Raw genomic sequence first — 16,764 nt, forward strand, 5'->3', positions numbered from 1 at the left:
TCTGCATACCCGAAACTTGCAGCCGCTTATCCGTCAGGCGTGATCCCTGATATGCGTGGCTGGACGATTAAGGGCAAACCTGCCAGTGGTCGGGCCGTATTGTCTCAGGAACAGGACGGCATTAAATCGCACACCCACAGCGCCAGCGCATCCAGTACGGATTTGGGGACGAAAACCACATCGTCGTTTGATTACGGAACTAAATCCACAAATAACACCGGAGCACATACACACAACTTTGCTTACAACAATACTTCAGCATACGCAGAAACTCCCGGTACCGGTGGTGGAATGCATGCAACTAACACAAGCAAGACAGCAAGTAATCGCGTATTAAGCGCAGGAGCTCATACTCACACAGTAGCAATAGGTGCGCATACACATACGCTCGCTATTGGTTCGCACACACACACCATTACCATTGCCGCTTATGGCAACGCGGAAAACACCGTAAAAAACATCGCATTTAACTATATTGTGAGGCTTGCATAATGGCATTCAGAATGAGTGAACAACCACGAACCATAAAAATTTATAATCTGCTGGTCGGAACCAATGAATTTATTGGTGAAGGTGATGCATACATTCCACCTCATACAGGTCTACCTGCAAATAGTACTGATATTGCTCCGCCAGATATTCCAGCTGGCTTCGTGGCTATTTTCAACAGTGATGAGGCATCGTGGCATCTTGTTGAAGACCATCGGGGTAAAACAGTTTATGACGTGGCATCAGGGGACGCGTTATTTATTTCTGAACTCGGCTCATTACCGGAAAATGTCACTTGGTTATCCCCGGAAGGGGAGTTTCAGAAGTGGAACGGCACAACGTGGGTGAAAGATGCAGAAGCAGAAAAAGTGTTCCGGATACGGGAGGCGGAAGAAACAAAAAACAGCCTCATGCAGGTAGCCAGTGAGCATATTTCGCCACTTCAAGATGCCGTAGATTTGAATATTGCAACAGAGGAAGAAACATCGTTACTGGTGGCATGGAAGAAGTATCGAGTGCTGCTGAACCGTGTTGATACATCAAGAGCACCGGATATTGAGTGGCCAGCTTCCCCAGTGGAATCAAGGAGTAAACAAGCATAAAGGCTTTCATTTCAAACCATTGTAGTCCAGTTTTTTGTATAGTACCCTGCTCATTTCGGATGACATGTGTGATTTGGAATTTCAGGGTACCATTATGAATGTTATTTCATCATTAAAACAGCTTAACAGACAGCGAAATATTAAAACAAAAAAGATAAAGACGAAGGCCAGACTGGCATTTCTAAAAATGCGATACAGAAGGAAAACATCATTACAGCCGGATAGTTATAAAACAGTGTGCATTTTCATGCACATGCAAGCCATTGGTGACGGCATCGTTACCTCAGGGTTTATTAAACAACTTCAAAAATCCGGTATGGTGGTATATGTGATAGCACCTTCAAGAGTATCATTCCTCTTTACTGATATTGTTGGCGTGGATGCCTTTATATCTTACGAGAAAAATAAATTTAACGAACTAAAAGCAAAGATAAAAAAACTGAATGTAGATCTTGTTGTTGACTTCTCAAATTTTGATAACACAGCGATAACCAGATTGCAAACACTACATTTACTTAGACCTAAACACTCTATCTGTTTTAATCATCCTGCCGTAACTATTTTTGATACAAATATAACCGATAATCGTTCCATTCACACATCTGAAAGAATGAAAAAAGTTTTATCTTTACTAAAGATAAAAAATAATAATTATGCTGCAGCGCTTAATTTTGACAACAAAATATATGAACCAGCGAATATTGTTGCAAATGAATTCAGGAAGAAAAACAAAAAATTAGTTATATTTAACCCTTATGGCTCTCAGAATAGCAGAACCTTATCTGATGAACAGATAAACAAAGTACTAGCTTACCTTAATAACCTTAAGGGATATCACACAATAGTTTTTAATATGGGAAAACAGATTAATCACAATGGATTGGATAATGTGTCTCTATCTCCATTTTCTGATGCCGGATGTTCATTTGCATTGGTTCGCCATGCTGATTTTGTTATAACTGTAGATACTGCCATTGTACATTTAGCCAGTGCATTAAACATTAGACAATACTGTATATATAATAACAGAATGCATGAAGGAAAATTCGAAAATAATATTGTGTGGGGGCCAAACAGCAAATTAGCGACTCAACTCACCACATCCGAACATCTAAGGTCTGAAGGGGGCGACGATATGCATAAATTCGACATAATGATCTTAATTAATGCTATCAAACAAGATTTGACAAACGATATACCGAATTACCACTCGGATTTAGGTTGTAAAAATAGATCCAGAAATCCAGAATTAGAAAGTAGCAATTCTTTATAAAGTAGAAACCTCAACAGTTTTATCAGGACCTACGATATATTATATAACAACAAGCCGCCCATTACCCAATATGAGGGTATTAGCGGCAATGTAAAATCAGAACAGTCCTTTAACTGAACTGGCCGCGCTGTTAAGGGATGATGTGACCTTATCTTTGAAGCCGGACAGCATATCGCTGAATGATGAGGATTGCAGGCGCTCCCGCAAATCCTCATCGCAGCGTTCAAGTGTCAGTGAAAATTCTATCTTTTTCGCCTTACCGTAGCGATCAAACTCGGAACGGGTCGTATTCGTTCCGGTCAGGACATACATGCCGTAAATCTGCCCGACGCCATCAATCAAAGGCCAGGGTCGTCCTGTATACGCCTGCGTGGTCAGCAGCGACAGCGACACTTCGCCACCTGTAATTTCAGGATAAAGCACACCAGAAAGAACGATGCGATCATCACCTGCACCGATATACTGCCAGCTTGCTGAACGGTTAACGCGTTCATTTTTCACATGCCGCCAGCTTTTGTTTTGCTGTAACTGCTGATGCGGCAGCGTGCGCAGCTCAAAAACAAACATGCCGTAGATCATCATCATGGCCATGACTCCTCAATCTTTATCGTAAAAACTGCCACGCCCGGCACGGGCGCGCCGTTCCATTTCTGCCCTGACCATTTCACCGACCAGTTTCGCCAGTTCGCGGGGATTCTGCGTAACAACGTTATGCAGATGAACATGAATTTCACCACCAAATCCGGAGGCAACAGGCTCCCGGTTACGGGAAGTTACAGGAACTGATGCCACTGGCGATCGTATGGCCTCCGCCACCGGGCGGGAGCTGGCCGCAACAACAGGGACCAGCGACGGAGGCAGCGGAGCCGGGACCACAGGTGTGATATTAATTGCGGGGGCAGGCTTACTGACCTGTGCAATCTTTCGCTCCTGCCACTCCCCACGAACAGCAAGTGCGCGGGGCAGGTTCTTAAAGACAATATCGCCGGGGCCAATGCGTTTTTTCGTCTCATCAACCAGCTTACCTGTGTTATCAGCAATTTTGCTGAGTCTGCGTAGCGTCCCGGTATTGCTGTCTGTGAATGGTTTGTTGTCTTTGGGTTTATCCCCCCCGGTGCCATTGCCATTTTCCACAGGCTTCGGCGGATTGATTTTCGCAAGGTCCCCCTGAAGCAAGGCAACCTTGTCCTGAAGAATGGCCGCACGCTGTGCGTCTTCGATTTTCTTGCGCGCCCTTTCCGCTTCATCCGGAAGGACGCCAAGTTTTTCAAGTATCCACGCCAGCGTATCCAGTAGCATTTTTGCAGGTGTCAGAACAAGCTGTAACGCACCGCCAAGAACGTTACCGAATATCTCGCCAGCACTGGTACATTTATCCAGCGTTTCCTTGCTGGACTCCATCGGTGACAGCAGCGATTTAAACCAGTTAAACACCTGACTGATCCCGCTTCCGATTGCGTCAAAAACAGGGCCAAACCGTTCAAAGGTTTCGCGCAACGGAGCCAGCCGTTCCATAATCCCGTTGAACACCCCGGCATAAAACGCCTTAATGGGTTCCCAGTATTTCCAGATGAGAACCGCCGCAGCCACAAACGCAGCAGCAATCAATCCGACCGGACTGAACAGCGCCCCGATAGCACCTCCCAGCAAAGAAACGGAACCCGTCACCATTCCCCATAGTGCTGGCAGGACCCTGACAGCATTCATTGATCCGGTTAGGAGAGAAAAACCAAGACGCAGTTTTGCCAGCGGGCCAGCAAGCACACCAATAGCCAGCGACAACGAGCCAACCGTTGCAGTCATTGCCAGCAACGCACCGCCTGCTATCAGTAGCTGGCGCGTCAGTACCGGATGGGCCTGCGCCAGCGAGGTGATTTTTTCAAGCACCCGCGTGAGCCACTGCGTGACAGAACGCAGCGGACCGTCAACCAGATCACTGATGCGAATACGAAGACCTTCCCATGCGCTGTCGAGATTTTTCAGGTCCCCATCAAGATTATCGGCCATTACTTTTGCAACGCGATCGGCCTCTCCCCTTGCCCCCTGCAATTCTCTGGTCAGTTTTTGCAGCTCTCCTGAACCAGCCGCCGCAACAAGCGTCTGCAAACCAACGAACGCCTCTTCTCCGGCGATGTCCTTGAAGAAGGAAACCTGGTCCACCTGTCCGTATTTTTGTGTCGCCTTATAGAGATCAAGCAGCACATCCTCCATCGGGCGCATTTTGCCTCTGGCGTCAGCAACTGACACCCCCAGCTCTTTCAGCGCATCAGCCGCAGCTTTTGGCGGTGATGCAAGGCGGGACAGACTTGCGCGCATGGCCGTACCAGCATCGCTTCCACGAAGACCATTATTGGCAAGCATCCCGGCCATGGCTGCCGCTTCTTCAAGACTGATACCAAGTTTTGCGGCAACCGGACCGGTATACTTCATGGTTTCGCCCAGCGCGCGTAAATCAGTATTGGTCCGGGTGAATGCCGCTGTCAGCGTATCGCCAACCCGGTCCATTTGATCGGCTGTCAGGTTGAACTGTGTGAGGATATTGGAGCCTATATCAGCCGTCTCGCCGAGTTCGACGCCACCTGCCAGCGCCATATTAAGAACACCGGGCAATGCGGCCTGAATGGCCTGCGGAGTAAAACCAGCCATTGCCAGAAAGCTCTGCCCACTGGCGGCATCACTCGCAGTAAACTGTGTTTCAGAACCAAGTTTTAACGCCTGCTCACGCAGCGCCTTAAACTGCGGGCTGTTTTTGTCGATTCGCGTCAGTGCCTGAACGCGGGACATCTCTTTGCCGAACCCGATCGCAGGCTGCAAAAAACGCCCGGCAGCATAGCCGCCCGCCGCTGCAGCACCAGTTGCCAGCGCACCACCTGTTTTCAGTTTTCCCGCGGTTTCCTGCGCGCGCGAATACCGCTCACGCGCCCGCGTTACACGCGCAAGCGCCTGCCGTTCGCGTTCAAGCTGGTTGTTGTACTGTTCGGTGCGTCTGATGGCCTGCTGGATGGTGTTATCGCTGCCTGTCAGGGAAATGCCGTGGCGTTTCAGCTCTCCGCCAAGCTCCCGCATTTTCTGAATTTCCCGTGTGCGCGATTCATTCAGGCGTTCAAGCCGGGTGCTTAACTGCTGCATCAGCTTTTGTTGTTTTTCGCTGAGCACTGTACCCGTGCGTTGTAACTGATTAAGGGCGTTAAGCTGGCGTCGTGCTTTCACGATACCCGCATCCGCTTTACTGACAGCGTCGCGGGCGCGCTCAAATGATCGCGCCTGACGCTCGAGATTTTTGATCGCCCCCTGCGTTCGCTGGATGGAGTCACCAAACTGCCCCATCAGGCGGCGTGCGTTTTCGGCAGGTCGGGTCAGCCTGTCAACGGCGCTGAAAGCGACCCGGATATCAAGAGTCTTCATTGTCTGCATTCCCGCTGCGAAGTGCCGCCCGCTCACGCCAGCTAACCACTTCGCCGGGCGTCATCATGAAGATTTCGGCGGGCGACCAGTTAAAAATAACGGCAATATCTGCCACAAAGTCTTCTATGTGCTCAAAGCACACAACCGTGATCAGGCTTCCGTCGCCTGTTCGTTCTTCCCGCCAGAGTCCGCACCGCTCAAAAAATTTACGGCAACCACACATAACTGAATAAAGTCACGGGATGCCATTTTTTTGATCGTCACTTCATCCAGTCGCGGTGATGTCACGCGTGACAGCAGAGTAAACATGGATTCCGCTTTCAGATTCAGCACATCAGACAGCGACAAATCTCGCAGAGATCCAGCCTGCTCAATAGCCCCGGTAATCTCCACATACGTGATTTTTTCGCCGCCTCGCTCAATTGGTTGGGTAAGTTTTACACCACGTTCACTGGTTTCTTTCACAGTGTCAGCAACTACCGTGTTTTCGGTATCGATGTTTTTCGTCTCTTTCATCAGGAAATTCCTTTCAGTCAGAGGCGACGCACTGCGCCGCCTGCATATTACTTATCAGCCAAGCCCGAGCGCGGAACGGATGCGATCGGGCACAATGTCCTTGCCGTCCTTCCGGTAAATGAAGTTCAGCAGGTCAATCTCCCACAACGGGCGATCGTTAACACTCAGCTTGTAGTAGGTGTTTTTAATGGCGTAAGAGTGTGATGTGGCTTCGCCCTGTTTGGCTTCCCCCATATCAATTTCCGTCACACGTCCGCGCATTTCGACTTCATACAGGTCGCTTTCTGCATCGGTGTAATATTCACCCGCAAAACGCAGCAGCGTGCCGTCAATCGTGCCGCCATACTTAAGGAACAGCTCACGAACTGCGCCCCCCATGACAAAGCTCGCATCAAGCGCGGAGTCGTCCAGACCGAGATCAATACTTACCGCACCCATCATGCCACCACCCCGGTAGCTGTCGGTTTTGCGCGTCAGCTTAGGCAGAGTGACGGACGTCACCTTACCCACTTCGTTTTCACCATCCACAAACAGCGTAAAAAAGCGAAGATGTTTTGGCACAGCCATCAGGCACCTCCCAGCACCGCAAATGCGGGTTCAAAGTATTCATCAGTAAACGTCTGGTAAAGCTCCATGTCTTCCAGTGGCGGAACGGGCGTATATTTGTAGCGAATACGCACACGCCCCTGACGTAAATCCGTGGTGCTGTTATCCACCACGTCATACCAGCACTCCGCGCCAATCAGTTTCCCGGCAGTAACCAGCGAATCCAGTTTTGCCCTGATGGCACTGATAACATCCTTCACGTTCGCAGGCGTCAGTGGACTGTCGATGGTTTCAAACTGCGCTTCCGCAATTGAATCAGCCAGCACCTGTGCGGTTCGGGTGTACACCTCAAAGATGTAGGCGTTCGTTTCCGGTGTGCGGTTGCCCCAGAAGCGGAACCCGTTGCGACGAATAATGGTCGTGATTTCTTTGTTGTTGAGGCTGTTGGCATCACTGTCTTCGGCCTGCAACGACCAGAACACATGCCTCGACATCCCCAGCACATTCTTAACCGGAACGTTGGAGAGTGATTTGTGCCATCCCTGCTCATGGTCAATGTACGCACGAAGGCCGCACGCATAGGCAGGCGCGGGGAACGTTTCGTTTTTGCCACTTTTCGGGTTGTAGGCGATGAAGTCCGGCCATAAGAGCATCACCTCACGTTCGTTGAATTTCTGGCGGTAGGTAATCGCATCAGCCATCGTGTCACAGCCATGACATGAGGCATAGACAAACGCGCGCAGTTTACCCGCAATCACGCACAGGGATTTTGTCACCGCCTCCGTGTCCAGCTCCGGCGCGGCCAGAATACGCGGACGGTATCCGATGCTTTCATCCTGCTCTGCAACAAGCAGCGCATACATCCCCGTATAGCTGCCGTCATTCTCAGAACCACCGATAACCAGTTGATCCTGCGTTTTTCCGTCTTCTTCTTTGTGTTCAGCCACGCGAACGACGATCACCTTTGTGCTCACCTGGTCTGCGATGGCCTTAAGCGCACGATAAAGTGTCCCCGTTGTTCCGCATTTTCCCAGCACGTCATTGACGCGGGTCAGCAGTGTGGGCTTGTTCAGCGGGAACAGCTTCGCGTCCGCATCATCCGCCGTTGCCACGATACCGATAACGCTGGAATCAACATCGTTAATCGCTGTTACCAGGTCGGTACTTTCCGTAACACGGGCACCATGAAAACGAGTTTCACTCATAGCTTCAGCCCCTTGTATCCGTTAAATGATTCGGCAACAATCATCACCCACCACGCGCGTAATCTCATCCCTGCGCCGTTCTTGCCGCCCGGCGACAACAAAAAGCAGTAACCCCCTCCGCACGCACATGCGACCATGCCGCACAGGGAGGGAACAGATGACCGATACCACCATGCAATTGCTCAGTCAGGGCACAGACCCCGTAAAAATGCCGGATTTTGATATTCTCGCGGAGGGTAAAACGCTGTCAGGCGTGGCAGAGCGCCTGATGAGCCTGTCACTGACCGACAACCGGGGATTTGAGGCAGACCAGCTCGCCATCACGCTGGATGATGCGGATGGTCAGTTGCAGCTACCGCCACGGGGCGCGCGCCTGACGGTTCTCATTGGCTGGAAAGGCGAACCGCTGACAGAAAAAGGGTCTTACATTGTTGATGAAATCGCACACGAAGGACCGCCGGACAGGCTGACTGTTTCAGCCAGAAGCGCAGATTTTCGGGATGAATTTAACGTTAAACGTGAAGTGTCCTGGCATGATGTGACCGTTGAGCGTGTGGTATCCGCCATCGCTCATCGGTATGGTCTGAAACCGCAAATCAGCGAAATGCTGATGGATATCGAAATCGACCACGCCGACCAGACCGAAGAAAGCGACATGTCCTTCCTTACGCGCATGGCGGAAATGCTGGGCGCAATCACCACGGTAAAAAGCGGCAATCTGTTATTCATCATGCCAGGTGGTGGCGTGAACGCACAGGGCCAGCCGTTGCCCTCGTTCGCCATTACACGCAGCAGTGGCGATCGCCATCAGTTCCGCATTGCTGACCGCGAGGCGTATACAGGTGTACGCGCCTACTGGCTTGATCTTAATTACGGGAAAAAGAAAAAAGTCAGCGTGAAACGCCGCAAACCGCCAAAACCCAAAAAGGAGAAAAGCAGCAGCCGTGAAGGTGATTATATGGAAGGCGCGGAAGGCAATGTGTTTGTGTTACGCAAGACTTATCAGAACGAGCAGGCAGCAAGACGCGCAGCGGCGGCAAAGTGGCAGCAGCTACAACGCGGAGCCGCATCATTCTCCATCATGCTGGCACGCGGACGCGCAGAACTCTACCCCGAAATGCATGGCACGGTAACAGGCTTTAAAAGCGAGATTGATAATCAGGACTGGATTATTGCAAAAGCCGAGCACACCATTGATAACAGCGGCTTTACCACACAGCTTGAGCTTGAGGCAAAAATCCCGGAATGGATAGCAGAAACAGAGTGAGCAACTTAGACATATTAGCTCAGACTTAAACTGGCAAGTTTACAGTATAGAATTAAACATAAACGACGGTCCGCTCCGTGTCAGAAGCGGACTTTGTCATCCCTATGTAAGGTTGATTGCTTAATACGCATTTAATTTAAATTTGTATTTGCCTTCTATGTAATGGATAAATTCAATTATGCTTTTTTCTATCGCATCTAATATATGAATATATCCATCCCGATTTAAGGTCCTATCCAACTCAAAGTGATGAACTATCCCATGTCTATATTGTATGATTTCAGAAATTCGATTCTCAAGAAAATCAACTGATTTTCCAATTCTTTTTTTCTTATAAAGAATCGCTCTCACATCTATATCCAGCCACTCTTTATATGCTTTGTTTAGGTGGGTTAAGTTTTGAAAAGTGTAATTTCTTGCAATAACACTTTCTATTGAAATATTTCCTTTCTCTATCTCAAGCAGAATATCAAAATCAACTTTTTGCTTATACGATGTTCTTTTTGCTATTGCGAAAGGATCGTACTTTATAAGTATTTGAAAAGCTCTAGAGAAAAAATATTCAAACATAGCAACCGCAAAAGGTACTAATCCATTATATATAACTCTACTGGGATCCATACATTGCATGTAATCAAAGTATTCGGATAAGCCGCCATCTTCCGGTAGGTTTAATTTAATAGAAGGTTCAGGTAAGGCATGTTTAACAGCGGAAATCTCATGATGGACATGATTAAATATTGAAGAAATGCCACGACTGATCGGACTACTAGAATCCTTCCATAGAGGAGCGTACCTATTTTTCCCATAATCACCTATAAGTGTTCCACCAAAAAGACTCCGTGCGCCTTTTAGAACATCATTAAGCATTTTTACATCATGCCAACTAGCGCTATATAAATTACGCACATGCAATGCCCATTTATTACCAGATATGTGTAGTTCGTCATTTGAAACAGGATATATATCAGCCGAAACTCCATCTGTAGATTTGAAGTCCGTATCATCAAACCAAGAGTAATTCAACGTTCCTTGGGGCCATTCCCACAAATGTTTACACCTTTTAAAACCTAAATTTTCAAGGTAATTTTTAAGTTCGTTTCTAGTTGCTTTTTTAGGGTACAGCGTTATATCTCTTCCCATGCTTTATTCACCTGATATACAATATTTTAAATTTTAACTATTATGAACGTATGAATTTTCACATTGGATGTATGGAAGTTCAACAACTATTGAAAGTTCAATTTTCACTCTTCGCACAGAGCGAGCTGTTAGTTGGAATTAGGGATCGTACAATCTAGAATAGCGGCAACACCACGTTAAGGGAGGTCGCTATGTTCCGTTGTCCGCTTTGTGGCGCATCTGCCCGTATCCGCACAAGTCGTCCGGAAAATGATTCAAACACCGTGCGGCAAAAGTATTACCAGTGTAACAATCTGGAATGCGGCGTATGCTTCTCAACACTGGAAGCTTTCCATAAATTCACATCGAAACACGCCTCCGGCGTTCACTCTTCAGAAGGTATCCCGTGGCATGAGCTACCAGCTTCACACAGGGGAAACAATCAGATGAGTTTGCCTTTACCTAAGAATTAACAAGCAGAATTGCCGGAGTAACAAAAAAGCGATAGATTACGCGCGGGTGCCTTTCGGCTGATGGTCGGAGGGAATACCCGAAGGCCAGATGTGGAAAGGCCCCGGAAAACACTTTTGTTTAACCGAGGCCCTAACCGTCTACCCTAAGCAAGTGAAAGGTTAGCGCCTCTCCGGAAAAGGAGCAAGTGCTATGTCGCAAAAATCGCTTACAGCCATCACGTTCTGCGTGACGGTAATCCTCATCATCTGGATGTTGCACGGTTCGCTGTGCGAAATACGGATGAGTTTCTGGGGAGCGGAGTTTGCGGCGTTCTTACAGTGTAAGCAGTAAGGAAACCGCGACGGGGGAGTAATCCCCCGTCAATCGGTTGCCAGGGTAAGGTCGATAAGGCACCCTATCTCACGGCTCTAAATGCAAAAATTCCATGAAACTGTGGGATTTTTGCATCACTACTGATACAGATCTGACCTTCTTTATGTCTCACTCTATACCAGCTAATCAATTGACACTTATCAATAAAAAAAAATCTGATAAAATCAAAATGTTTTGTAACAAATATCAACTCGTATTGATCCAAAGGAGGCGGATTACATGGCATTAATCAAATGTCCTGAATGCCAGAAAGAGGTGAGCGATTCAGCATTGTATTGCCCTGCTTGCGGTAAACAAATAAAAAAACTTAAGCGTTCATTTTTTGGAAAGCTCATTAAGTGGATTTTTATATTATTTAATATTTTTATGATCTATACGCTTTTAGTTGGACTGGGAGGCACTAGTGAAATAATAAATAATGCTACATCCGATGCCGAAAAAGCCGGTGCAGTTATTGGTACAGGCTTAGGTTTAATTACCATTGGAAGTTTATGGGTTATTGGCGATATCATTATCGGAATTTTAGTGTTTCTTACTAAACCAAAAGGATAACAAAATGAAAAATATAATTTTTTCTATAGGTGCATCATTTATATCAATTAGTGTACTGCCTGTTCACGCAGCAACTGAACATAATAACTTCAATGCAGTACTCCAGTGCCGAGCAATAGAAAATAATAAAGACAGACTTTCTTGTTACGATAAGTCAATACAACCGACTCGAACGAAAGTTGCTGAAAAATTCGAAAGCAGAGATCAATGCCCTGATGAGAAAGATGATGACAGACGTTTATCTTGTTATGATCGTTTTTTTTCTCCAACATTTACTCCATCTGTAAACTCAAAATCTAAAACGGAAAAGCCAGTAACAACAGAGGCTCAGCAACCAAATCTTTCTGAGATATCTAAATGCCGAGCAGAAAATGATAAAGAAGCCAGACTAAACTGCTACGATAAACTATTCCCACAGGATAAAGCTGTTCAAGCTGAATCAAAATTAGAGAAAGCCACAGATGTAGGAAAATGGCACACATCCATTACTACATCGCCAATTGATGATTCGAAAAATGTAATTTTATCGTTAGAAAGTGATGATTATATCAGAACTCCATTTGGAGAAGCGGTTACTCCTACTCTGTTTATAGCTTGCCGAGAAAAGAAAACCGAAGTATTTCTTAGTTGGGATGTATATTTAGGCCTTGAACAAACCAGCATGCTTTATCGTCTTGATAAACAGAAAGCAGTTGAGCGAAACTGGCTAGTATCTACAGATACAAAGGCTGTTTTTTATAAAGGTAATGACATTGATTTCATCCGAAAACTAGCCAACTCAAACAAAATGTATACAAAAATAACTCCTTATAATGAGAGCCCTGTAAGTGCAACTTTCAATTTAAACGGCCTGTCAAACGCGCTAAAACCACTTCAAGCTGCTTGTAACTGGAAATAGCATAAATCATGTGGCTTAGCCACAATCACAGATAACACAAAGCCCGTGAAAACGGGCTTTGTGTTATCTGTAACTCGAAAATGTGGTCACTACGTGGACACGTGCTGATATAAATCCTTTTATATCAATAAATTAAATCATCATTTTTTTCATCAACAAGGATTTTCACGTTTGTGTTACCTGTATGAGACGAGAGTTAACCGGACAAGTGTGCCATAATCTCGCGGCCAGGCATACTTGCGATGATTTCAGGTATAAGGATACGTAATGATACAACCTATTTCCGGCCCTCCTCCTGGGCAACCACCAGGTCAGGGAGATAACCTGCCGTCTGGCGCGGGCAATCAGCCTTTATCCAGTCAGCAACGTACTTCGCTGGAAAGCTTAATGACGAAAGTGACCTCACTGACGCAACAACAAAGAGCAGAACTGTGGGCGGGTATCAGGCATGATATTGGCCTGTCGGGAGATTCGCCGCTGCTTTCGCGTCACTTTCCCGCCGCTGAGCATAATCTGGCGCAACGTTTGCTGACCGCGCAAAAAAGCCATTCTGCCCGCCAGCTTTTAGCCCAATTGGGTGAGTATTTACGTCTGGGGAATAATCGTCAGGCGGTCACGGATTATATTCGTCATAACTTTGGTCAGACGCCACTGAATCAGCTCTCACCGGAGCAATTAAAAACCATTCTCACCCTGTTGCAGGAAGGGAAGATGGTTATCCCGCAACCGCAGCAGCGCGAGGCGACCGACCGTCCGTTATTACCGGCGGAGCACAATACGCTCAAACAGCTGGTTACCAAACTTGCGGCGGCAACGGGAGAACCCAGCAAGCAGATCTGGCAATCGATGCTGGAACTTTCCGGGGTGAAAGATGGTGAGTTAATTCCAGCGAAACTGTTTAACCATCTGGTGACCTGGCTGCAGGCGCGTCAGACGCTAAGCCAGCAAAATACGCCGACGCTGGAATCACTACAGATGGCGCTGAAACAACCTTTAGATGCCAGTGAACTGGCGGCGTTATCGGCATATATCCAGCAAAAATATGGCCTTTCTGCGCAATCATCGCTTTCTTCAGCCCAGGCTGAGGATATCCTTAATCAGCTTTATCAACGGCGGGTTAAAGGGATTGATCCGCGTGATATGCAACCGCTGCTTAATCCTTTTCCACCGATGATGGACACGTTGCAAAACATGGCAACGCGTCCCGCGCTGTGGATACTATTAGTCGCGATTATCCTGATGCTGGTCTGGCTGGTTCGTTAACCCCGACGAAACGACAGTATCGTGACAATAATTCCCAGCACCGCAGAGATCGCCCCGGCAAGAAATACCGATGAGTAACCAAACGTGGTCGCCAGCATTCCCGCCAGCGGCCCGGAGACGCCGAGGGCGATATCCTGAAACGCGGCGTAACCGCCCAGTGCGGTGCCGCGAACTTGTGAGGGGACGCGTTTAACCACCTCCACGCCCAGCGCAGGAAAGATAAGCGAACATCCGGCTCCAGTTAACGCCGCGCCCGCTAATGCGACCCACGCCCCTGGGGCTTGCCAGAGCAGCAACAAGCCCACCGTTTCTACAAGCAGAGAAACAATCGCCACTTTCACGCCGCCAAAACGGTCCGGCATCCAGCCAAACATTACGCGCATCACGACAAATGCCCCGCCAAACGCGGTAAGAGTAAAGCCCGCCATCGCCCATCCTTTGCTGGCAAAGTAGAGCGAAACGAAAGTTCCGATAACCGCAAAACCAACACCTTGTAGCGCCAGACCTAACCCTGGTTTCCAGATAAGCCCAACAACGCTCCACAGCGATGGACGTTCTCCCGCCAGGGCCGGTACTTTGCGCACTGTGCCGTTACAGGCCCACGCCAGTATGGGTAATGCCATTGTGGTGAGCGCCAGGGCAGCAAAACCGTAATGGCTATGAATCAACAGGCCAAGCGGCGCACCAACAGCGAGGGCACCGTAAATCGCCATTCCGTTCCATGACATCACTTTGCCGGAATGTTTTGGCCCAACGATGCCCAATCCCCAGGTCAGAGCGCCCGTCAGTAACTGGCTTTCACCAAAGCCAAGAATCAAACGTCCGACGACCAACAGAGCAAATTTGAACGGTGCGGAGACGGGCAAAATCGCCGCCAACAGCAGTGCGCCCCCCGCCAGACCACAAGCTAACATCCCCTGAAGCGCCGAACGTTTTGCACCATATTGATCGGCCAGTCGCCCGGCATAGCCACGCGTCAGCACCGTAGCCAAAAACTGAATGCCGACGGCAATCCCGACCATGGTGTTGCCATAGCCCAGCTCATGATGAACAAACAGCGGGATAACCGGCAATGGTAACCCTACGGTCATGTAGGTGAGAAAAACCGCAAAAGCGATGCGGAAAAGCGAAAAATTGGCAGAAGATCGTGTTTCGGTTTGGCTTACAGCAGTCATGCATTACTCCAGAATGCAGCGCAAGGCGAGGAATTTCCCCGTCTCATCTCTCTGGTTTCAGGGTTACGGTACGCGTTGGCAGGATTTAACGCGTACGTCTTTTCAGAAGGAAATCGACAAAGCGGGAAGTTTGCCTGGAACAGGCGGCGATTGTCAATGATGTGAAAAAGGGAACCATCGGGTTCCCTTTTTCTTTAGTGCCGGAGGCGGCACTGGCGCGTATCGTCGGATGCGACGCTGACGCGTCTTATCCGACCTACTCCGAATTAATCTTTCAGCTTACGCATTACCAGCGTGGCGTTGGTGCCACCGAAGCCGAAGCTGTTAGACATAACGGTAGTCAGTTCGCGATCGGTCGTTTCGGTCACAATGTTCAGACCCGCAGCCTGCTCGTCCAGCTCTTCAATGTTGATGCTCGGTGCGATAAAGCCGTGTTCCAGCATCAGCAGAGAGTAGATAGCTTCCTGCACACCCGCAGCGCCCAGAGAGTGACCGGTCATTGCTTTGGTTGCAGAAATTGCCGGGCTCTTATCGCCAAACACTTCACGGATAGCCGCCAGCTCTTTCACGTCGCCAACCGGAGTTGAAGTACCGTGAGAGTTCAGGTAGTCGATTGGCGTATCAACACCGTGCATCGCCATCTGCATGCAGCGAACTGCGCCTTCGCCAGACGGAGCAACCATGTCTGCGCCATCAGACGTTGCGCCGTAACCAACGATTTCAGCATAGATGTGAGCCCCACGCGCCAGCGCGTGTTCCAGCTCTTCAACCACCACCATACCGCCGCCGCCAGCGATAACGAAACCGTCGCGGTGAGCGTCGTAAGTACGGGAGGCTTTTTCCGGGGTGTCGTTGTATTTAGTAGACAGCGCGCCCATCGCGTCGAATTCGCAAGCCATTTCCCAGCACAGCTCTTCGCCGCCGCCAGCAAACACGATGTCCTGTTTGCCCAGTTGGATCTGCTCTACTGCGTTACCGATACAGTGTGCGGAAGTCGCACACGCGGAGCTGATGGAGTAGTTAACGCCGTGAATTTTAAACGGCGTGGCGAGGCAGGCAGAAACGCCAGATGCCATCGCTTTGGTGACCACATACGGGCCAACCGCTTTCAGGCCGCGCGGGCTACGCATAGCGTCAGCGCCGAACACCTGGAAACGCGGGGAACCGCCGCCAGAACCTGCAATCAGGCCAACGCGCGGGTTATTCTGATAAGCTTCCGGGGAGAGGCCAGCATCTGCAATTGCCTGCTCCATAGAAAGGAATGCATAAATGGATGCGTCGCTCATAAAGCGCACAACTTTGCGGTCAATGAGGCCAGTGGTATCCAGTTTTACGTTGCCCCAGACGTGGCTACGCATGCCGGAATCCTTCAGCTCCTGAGAGAAAGTGATCCCTGAACGTCCTTCACGCAGAGATGCCAGGACTTCCTGCTGGTTATTACCGATGCTGGAAACAATGCCCAGGCCAGTAATCACTGCACGTTTCATTCAATACCTCTGTAAGTCGCACATAGAGTAAGTTTCGAATGCACAATAGCGTACACTTGTACGCCGAACAAGTCCGATCAGCCAATTAATAGAGAAATTTGCGCAGCCTGACACACAT

At 48.7% G+C, this 16,764-nt stretch carries 17 protein-coding genes and 2 pseudogenes; 9 read left to right on the forward strand and 10 right to left on the reverse strand.

Going from position 1 to position 16,764, the window contains the following annotated elements:
• The 3 genes and pseudogenes from ATB02_RS23155 to ATB02_RS23165 form a co-directional block, all read left to right on the forward strand.
• Window positions 1–492, forward strand: a pseudogene (locus ATB02_RS23155) (phage tail protein); the annotation flags it as partial.
• Entirely contained in the window at window positions 492–1,091 is a 600-nt protein-coding gene (locus tag ATB02_RS23160; protein ID WP_000885631.1) for a tail fiber assembly protein, read from the forward strand. The pseudogene ATB02_RS23155 and the gene ATB02_RS23160, both read left to right, overlap by 1 nt.
• A gap of 94 nt (window positions 1,092–1,185) precedes the next feature.
• Window positions 1,186–2,364: a glycosyltransferase family 9 protein gene (locus ATB02_RS23165; RefSeq protein ID WP_105272309.1), complete on the forward strand. Its 1,179-nt coding sequence runs from the start codon at window positions 1,186–1,188 to the stop codon at window positions 2,362–2,364.
• Between the two features lie 96 nt (window positions 2,365–2,460).
• Here ATB02_RS23165 and ATB02_RS23170 read toward each other — a convergent pair whose 3' ends face one another.
• The 7 genes and pseudogenes from ATB02_RS23170 to ATB02_RS27015 all read right to left on the reverse strand — a co-directional run.
• Complete coding sequence (locus ATB02_RS23170) at window positions 2,461–2,949, reverse strand: phage tail protein (protein WP_000979954.1); 489 nt, start codon at window positions 2,947–2,949, stop codon at window positions 2,461–2,463.
• Between the two features lie 12 nt (window positions 2,950–2,961).
• Window positions 2,962–5,769: a phage tail tape measure protein gene (locus tag ATB02_RS23175; RefSeq protein ID WP_000853443.1), complete on the reverse strand. Its 2,808-nt coding sequence runs from the start codon at window positions 5,767–5,769 to the stop codon at window positions 2,962–2,964.
• Window positions 5,756–5,911: a GpE family phage tail protein gene (locus tag ATB02_RS26275; protein WP_000333495.1), complete on the reverse strand. Its 156-nt coding sequence runs from the start codon at window positions 5,909–5,911 to the stop codon at window positions 5,756–5,758. Before ATB02_RS26275 ends, ATB02_RS23175 begins: the two co-directional genes overlap by 14 nt.
• A gap of 8 nt (window positions 5,912–5,919) precedes the next feature.
• Window positions 5,920–6,285: a tail protein gene (locus ATB02_RS23185; protein ID WP_000665308.1), complete on the reverse strand. Its 366-nt coding sequence runs from the start codon at window positions 6,283–6,285 to the stop codon at window positions 5,920–5,922.
• 54 nt (window positions 6,286–6,339) lie between these two features.
• On the reverse strand, window positions 6,340–6,852 hold the full coding sequence (locus tag ATB02_RS23190) for a phage major tail tube protein (protein ID WP_000290447.1): 513 nt from the start codon (window positions 6,850–6,852) through the stop codon (window positions 6,340–6,342).
• Window positions 6,852–8,036, reverse strand: coding sequence for a phage tail sheath subtilisin-like domain-containing protein (locus ATB02_RS23195; RefSeq protein ID WP_000005451.1), 1,185 nt, complete (start codon window positions 8,034–8,036; stop codon window positions 6,852–6,854). Before ATB02_RS23195 ends, ATB02_RS23190 begins: the two co-directional genes overlap by 1 nt.
• 413 nt (window positions 8,037–8,449) lie before the next feature.
• Window positions 8,450–8,542, reverse strand: a pseudogene (locus tag ATB02_RS27015) (hypothetical protein); the annotation flags it as partial.
• Between ATB02_RS27015 and ATB02_RS23200 the strand changes: the two are divergent.
• The gene (locus ATB02_RS23200; RefSeq protein ID WP_249820501.1) at window positions 8,503–9,303 is read left to right on the forward strand and encodes a contractile injection system protein, VgrG/Pvc8 family; all 801 of its coding nucleotides are present in this window, start codon (window positions 8,503–8,505) and stop codon (window positions 9,301–9,303) included. The pseudogene ATB02_RS27015 and the gene ATB02_RS23200 overlap by 40 nt on opposite strands.
• A gap of 120 nt (window positions 9,304–9,423) precedes the next feature.
• On the opposite strand, the gene ATB02_RS23205 is transcribed toward ATB02_RS23200, so the two are convergent.
• On the reverse strand, window positions 9,424–10,446 hold the full coding sequence (locus ATB02_RS23205; protein ID WP_000532200.1) for a hypothetical protein: 1,023 nt from the start codon (window positions 10,444–10,446) through the stop codon (window positions 9,424–9,426).
• A 191-nt stretch (window positions 10,447–10,637) separates the two neighbouring features.
• On the opposite strand from ATB02_RS23205, the gene ATB02_RS23210 reads away from it, so the two are divergent.
• The 5 genes from ATB02_RS23210 to flk all read left to right on the forward strand — a co-directional run bounded on the left by ATB02_RS23210 (window position 10,638) and on the right by flk (window position 13,984).
• Entirely contained in the window at window positions 10,638–10,898 is a 261-nt protein-coding gene (locus ATB02_RS23210; protein WP_001372884.1) for an ogr/Delta-like zinc finger family protein, read from the forward strand.
• Between the two features lie 190 nt (window positions 10,899–11,088).
• Window positions 11,089–11,229, forward strand: coding sequence for a Hok/Gef family protein (locus ATB02_RS23215; protein ID WP_000078920.1), 141 nt, complete (start codon window positions 11,089–11,091; stop codon window positions 11,227–11,229).
• Window positions 11,230–11,490: 261 nt separating this feature from the next.
• Window positions 11,491–11,823 carry a zinc ribbon domain-containing protein gene (locus ATB02_RS23220; protein WP_001173927.1) on the forward strand — a complete coding sequence of 111 codons (333 nt, stop codon included), beginning with the start codon at window positions 11,491–11,493 and terminating at the stop codon, window positions 11,821–11,823.
• A gap of 4 nt (window positions 11,824–11,827) precedes the next feature.
• Window positions 11,828–12,721, forward strand: coding sequence for a type VI secretion system-associated protein TagO (locus tag ATB02_RS23225; RefSeq protein ID WP_000789404.1), 894 nt, complete (start codon window positions 11,828–11,830; stop codon window positions 12,719–12,721).
• A gap of 267 nt (window positions 12,722–12,988) precedes the next feature.
• On the forward strand, window positions 12,989–13,984 hold the full coding sequence (gene flk / locus ATB02_RS23235; RefSeq protein WP_000615830.1) for a flagella biosynthesis regulator Flk: 996 nt from the start codon (window positions 12,989–12,991) through the stop codon (window positions 13,982–13,984).
• Here the strand turns inward: flk and ATB02_RS23240 are convergent.
• The gene (locus ATB02_RS23240; RefSeq protein WP_032184713.1) at window positions 13,981–15,159 is read right to left on the reverse strand and encodes an arabinose transporter; all 1,179 of its coding nucleotides are present in this window, start codon (window positions 15,157–15,159) and stop codon (window positions 13,981–13,983) included. The genes flk and ATB02_RS23240 overlap by 4 nt on opposite strands.
• Window positions 15,160–15,425: 266 nt before the next feature.
• Window positions 15,426–16,646 carry a beta-ketoacyl-ACP synthase I gene (gene fabB, locus ATB02_RS23245; protein WP_000817187.1) on the reverse strand — a complete coding sequence of 407 codons (1,221 nt, stop codon included), beginning with the start codon at window positions 16,644–16,646 and terminating at the stop codon, window positions 15,426–15,428.
• Window positions 16,647–16,764: the final 118 nt, after the last annotated feature.

Origin of the sequence: Escherichia sp. MOD1-EC5189 (genome assembly GCF_002966045.1) — a bacterium.
GTDB classification, from domain to species: Bacteria; Pseudomonadota; Gammaproteobacteria; order Enterobacterales; family Enterobacteriaceae; genus Escherichia; species Escherichia coli_F.

Excerpts from the sequence above, each read along its gene's own strand:
- ATB02_RS23160 (WP_000885631.1), top strand. The coding sequence starts at position 492 with ATGGCATTCAGAATGAGTGAACAACCACGAACCATAAAAATTTATAAT.
- ATB02_RS23165 (WP_105272309.1), top strand. The coding sequence starts at position 1,186 with ATGAATGTTATTTCATCATTAAAACAGCTTAACAGACAGCGAAATATT.
- ATB02_RS23170 (WP_000979954.1), bottom strand. The coding sequence starts at position 2,949 with ATGATGATGATCTACGGCATGTTTGTTTTTGAGCTGCGCACGCTGCCG.
- ATB02_RS23175 (WP_000853443.1), bottom strand. The coding sequence starts at position 5,769 with ATGAAGACTCTTGATATCCGGGTCGCTTTCAGCGCCGTTGACAGGCTG.
- ATB02_RS23185 (WP_000665308.1), bottom strand. The coding sequence starts at position 6,285 with ATGAAAGAGACGAAAAACATCGATACCGAAAACACGGTAGTTGCTGAC.
- ATB02_RS23190 (WP_000290447.1), bottom strand. The coding sequence starts at position 6,852 with ATGGCTGTGCCAAAACATCTTCGCTTTTTTACGCTGTTTGTGGATGGT.
- ATB02_RS23195 (WP_000005451.1), bottom strand. The coding sequence starts at position 8,036 with ATGAGTGAAACTCGTTTTCATGGTGCCCGTGTTACGGAAAGTACCGAC.
- ATB02_RS23205 (WP_000532200.1), bottom strand. The coding sequence starts at position 10,446 with ATGGGAAGAGATATAACGCTGTACCCTAAAAAAGCAACTAGAAACGAA.
- ATB02_RS23210 (WP_001372884.1), top strand. The coding sequence starts at position 10,638 with ATGTTCCGTTGTCCGCTTTGTGGCGCATCTGCCCGTATCCGCACAAGT.
- ATB02_RS23215 (WP_000078920.1), top strand. The coding sequence starts at position 11,089 with ATGTCGCAAAAATCGCTTACAGCCATCACGTTCTGCGTGACGGTAATC.
- ATB02_RS23220 (WP_001173927.1), top strand. The coding sequence starts at position 11,491 with ATGGCATTAATCAAATGTCCTGAATGCCAGAAAGAGGTGAGCGATTCA.
- ATB02_RS23225 (WP_000789404.1), top strand. The coding sequence starts at position 11,828 with ATGAAAAATATAATTTTTTCTATAGGTGCATCATTTATATCAATTAGT.
- flk (WP_000615830.1), top strand. The coding sequence starts at position 12,989 with ATGATACAACCTATTTCCGGCCCTCCTCCTGGGCAACCACCAGGTCAG.
- ATB02_RS23240 (WP_032184713.1), bottom strand. The coding sequence starts at position 15,159 with ATGACTGCTGTAAGCCAAACCGAAACACGATCTTCTGCCAATTTTTCG.
- fabB (WP_000817187.1), bottom strand. The coding sequence starts at position 16,646 with ATGAAACGTGCAGTGATTACTGGCCTGGGCATTGTTTCCAGCATCGGT.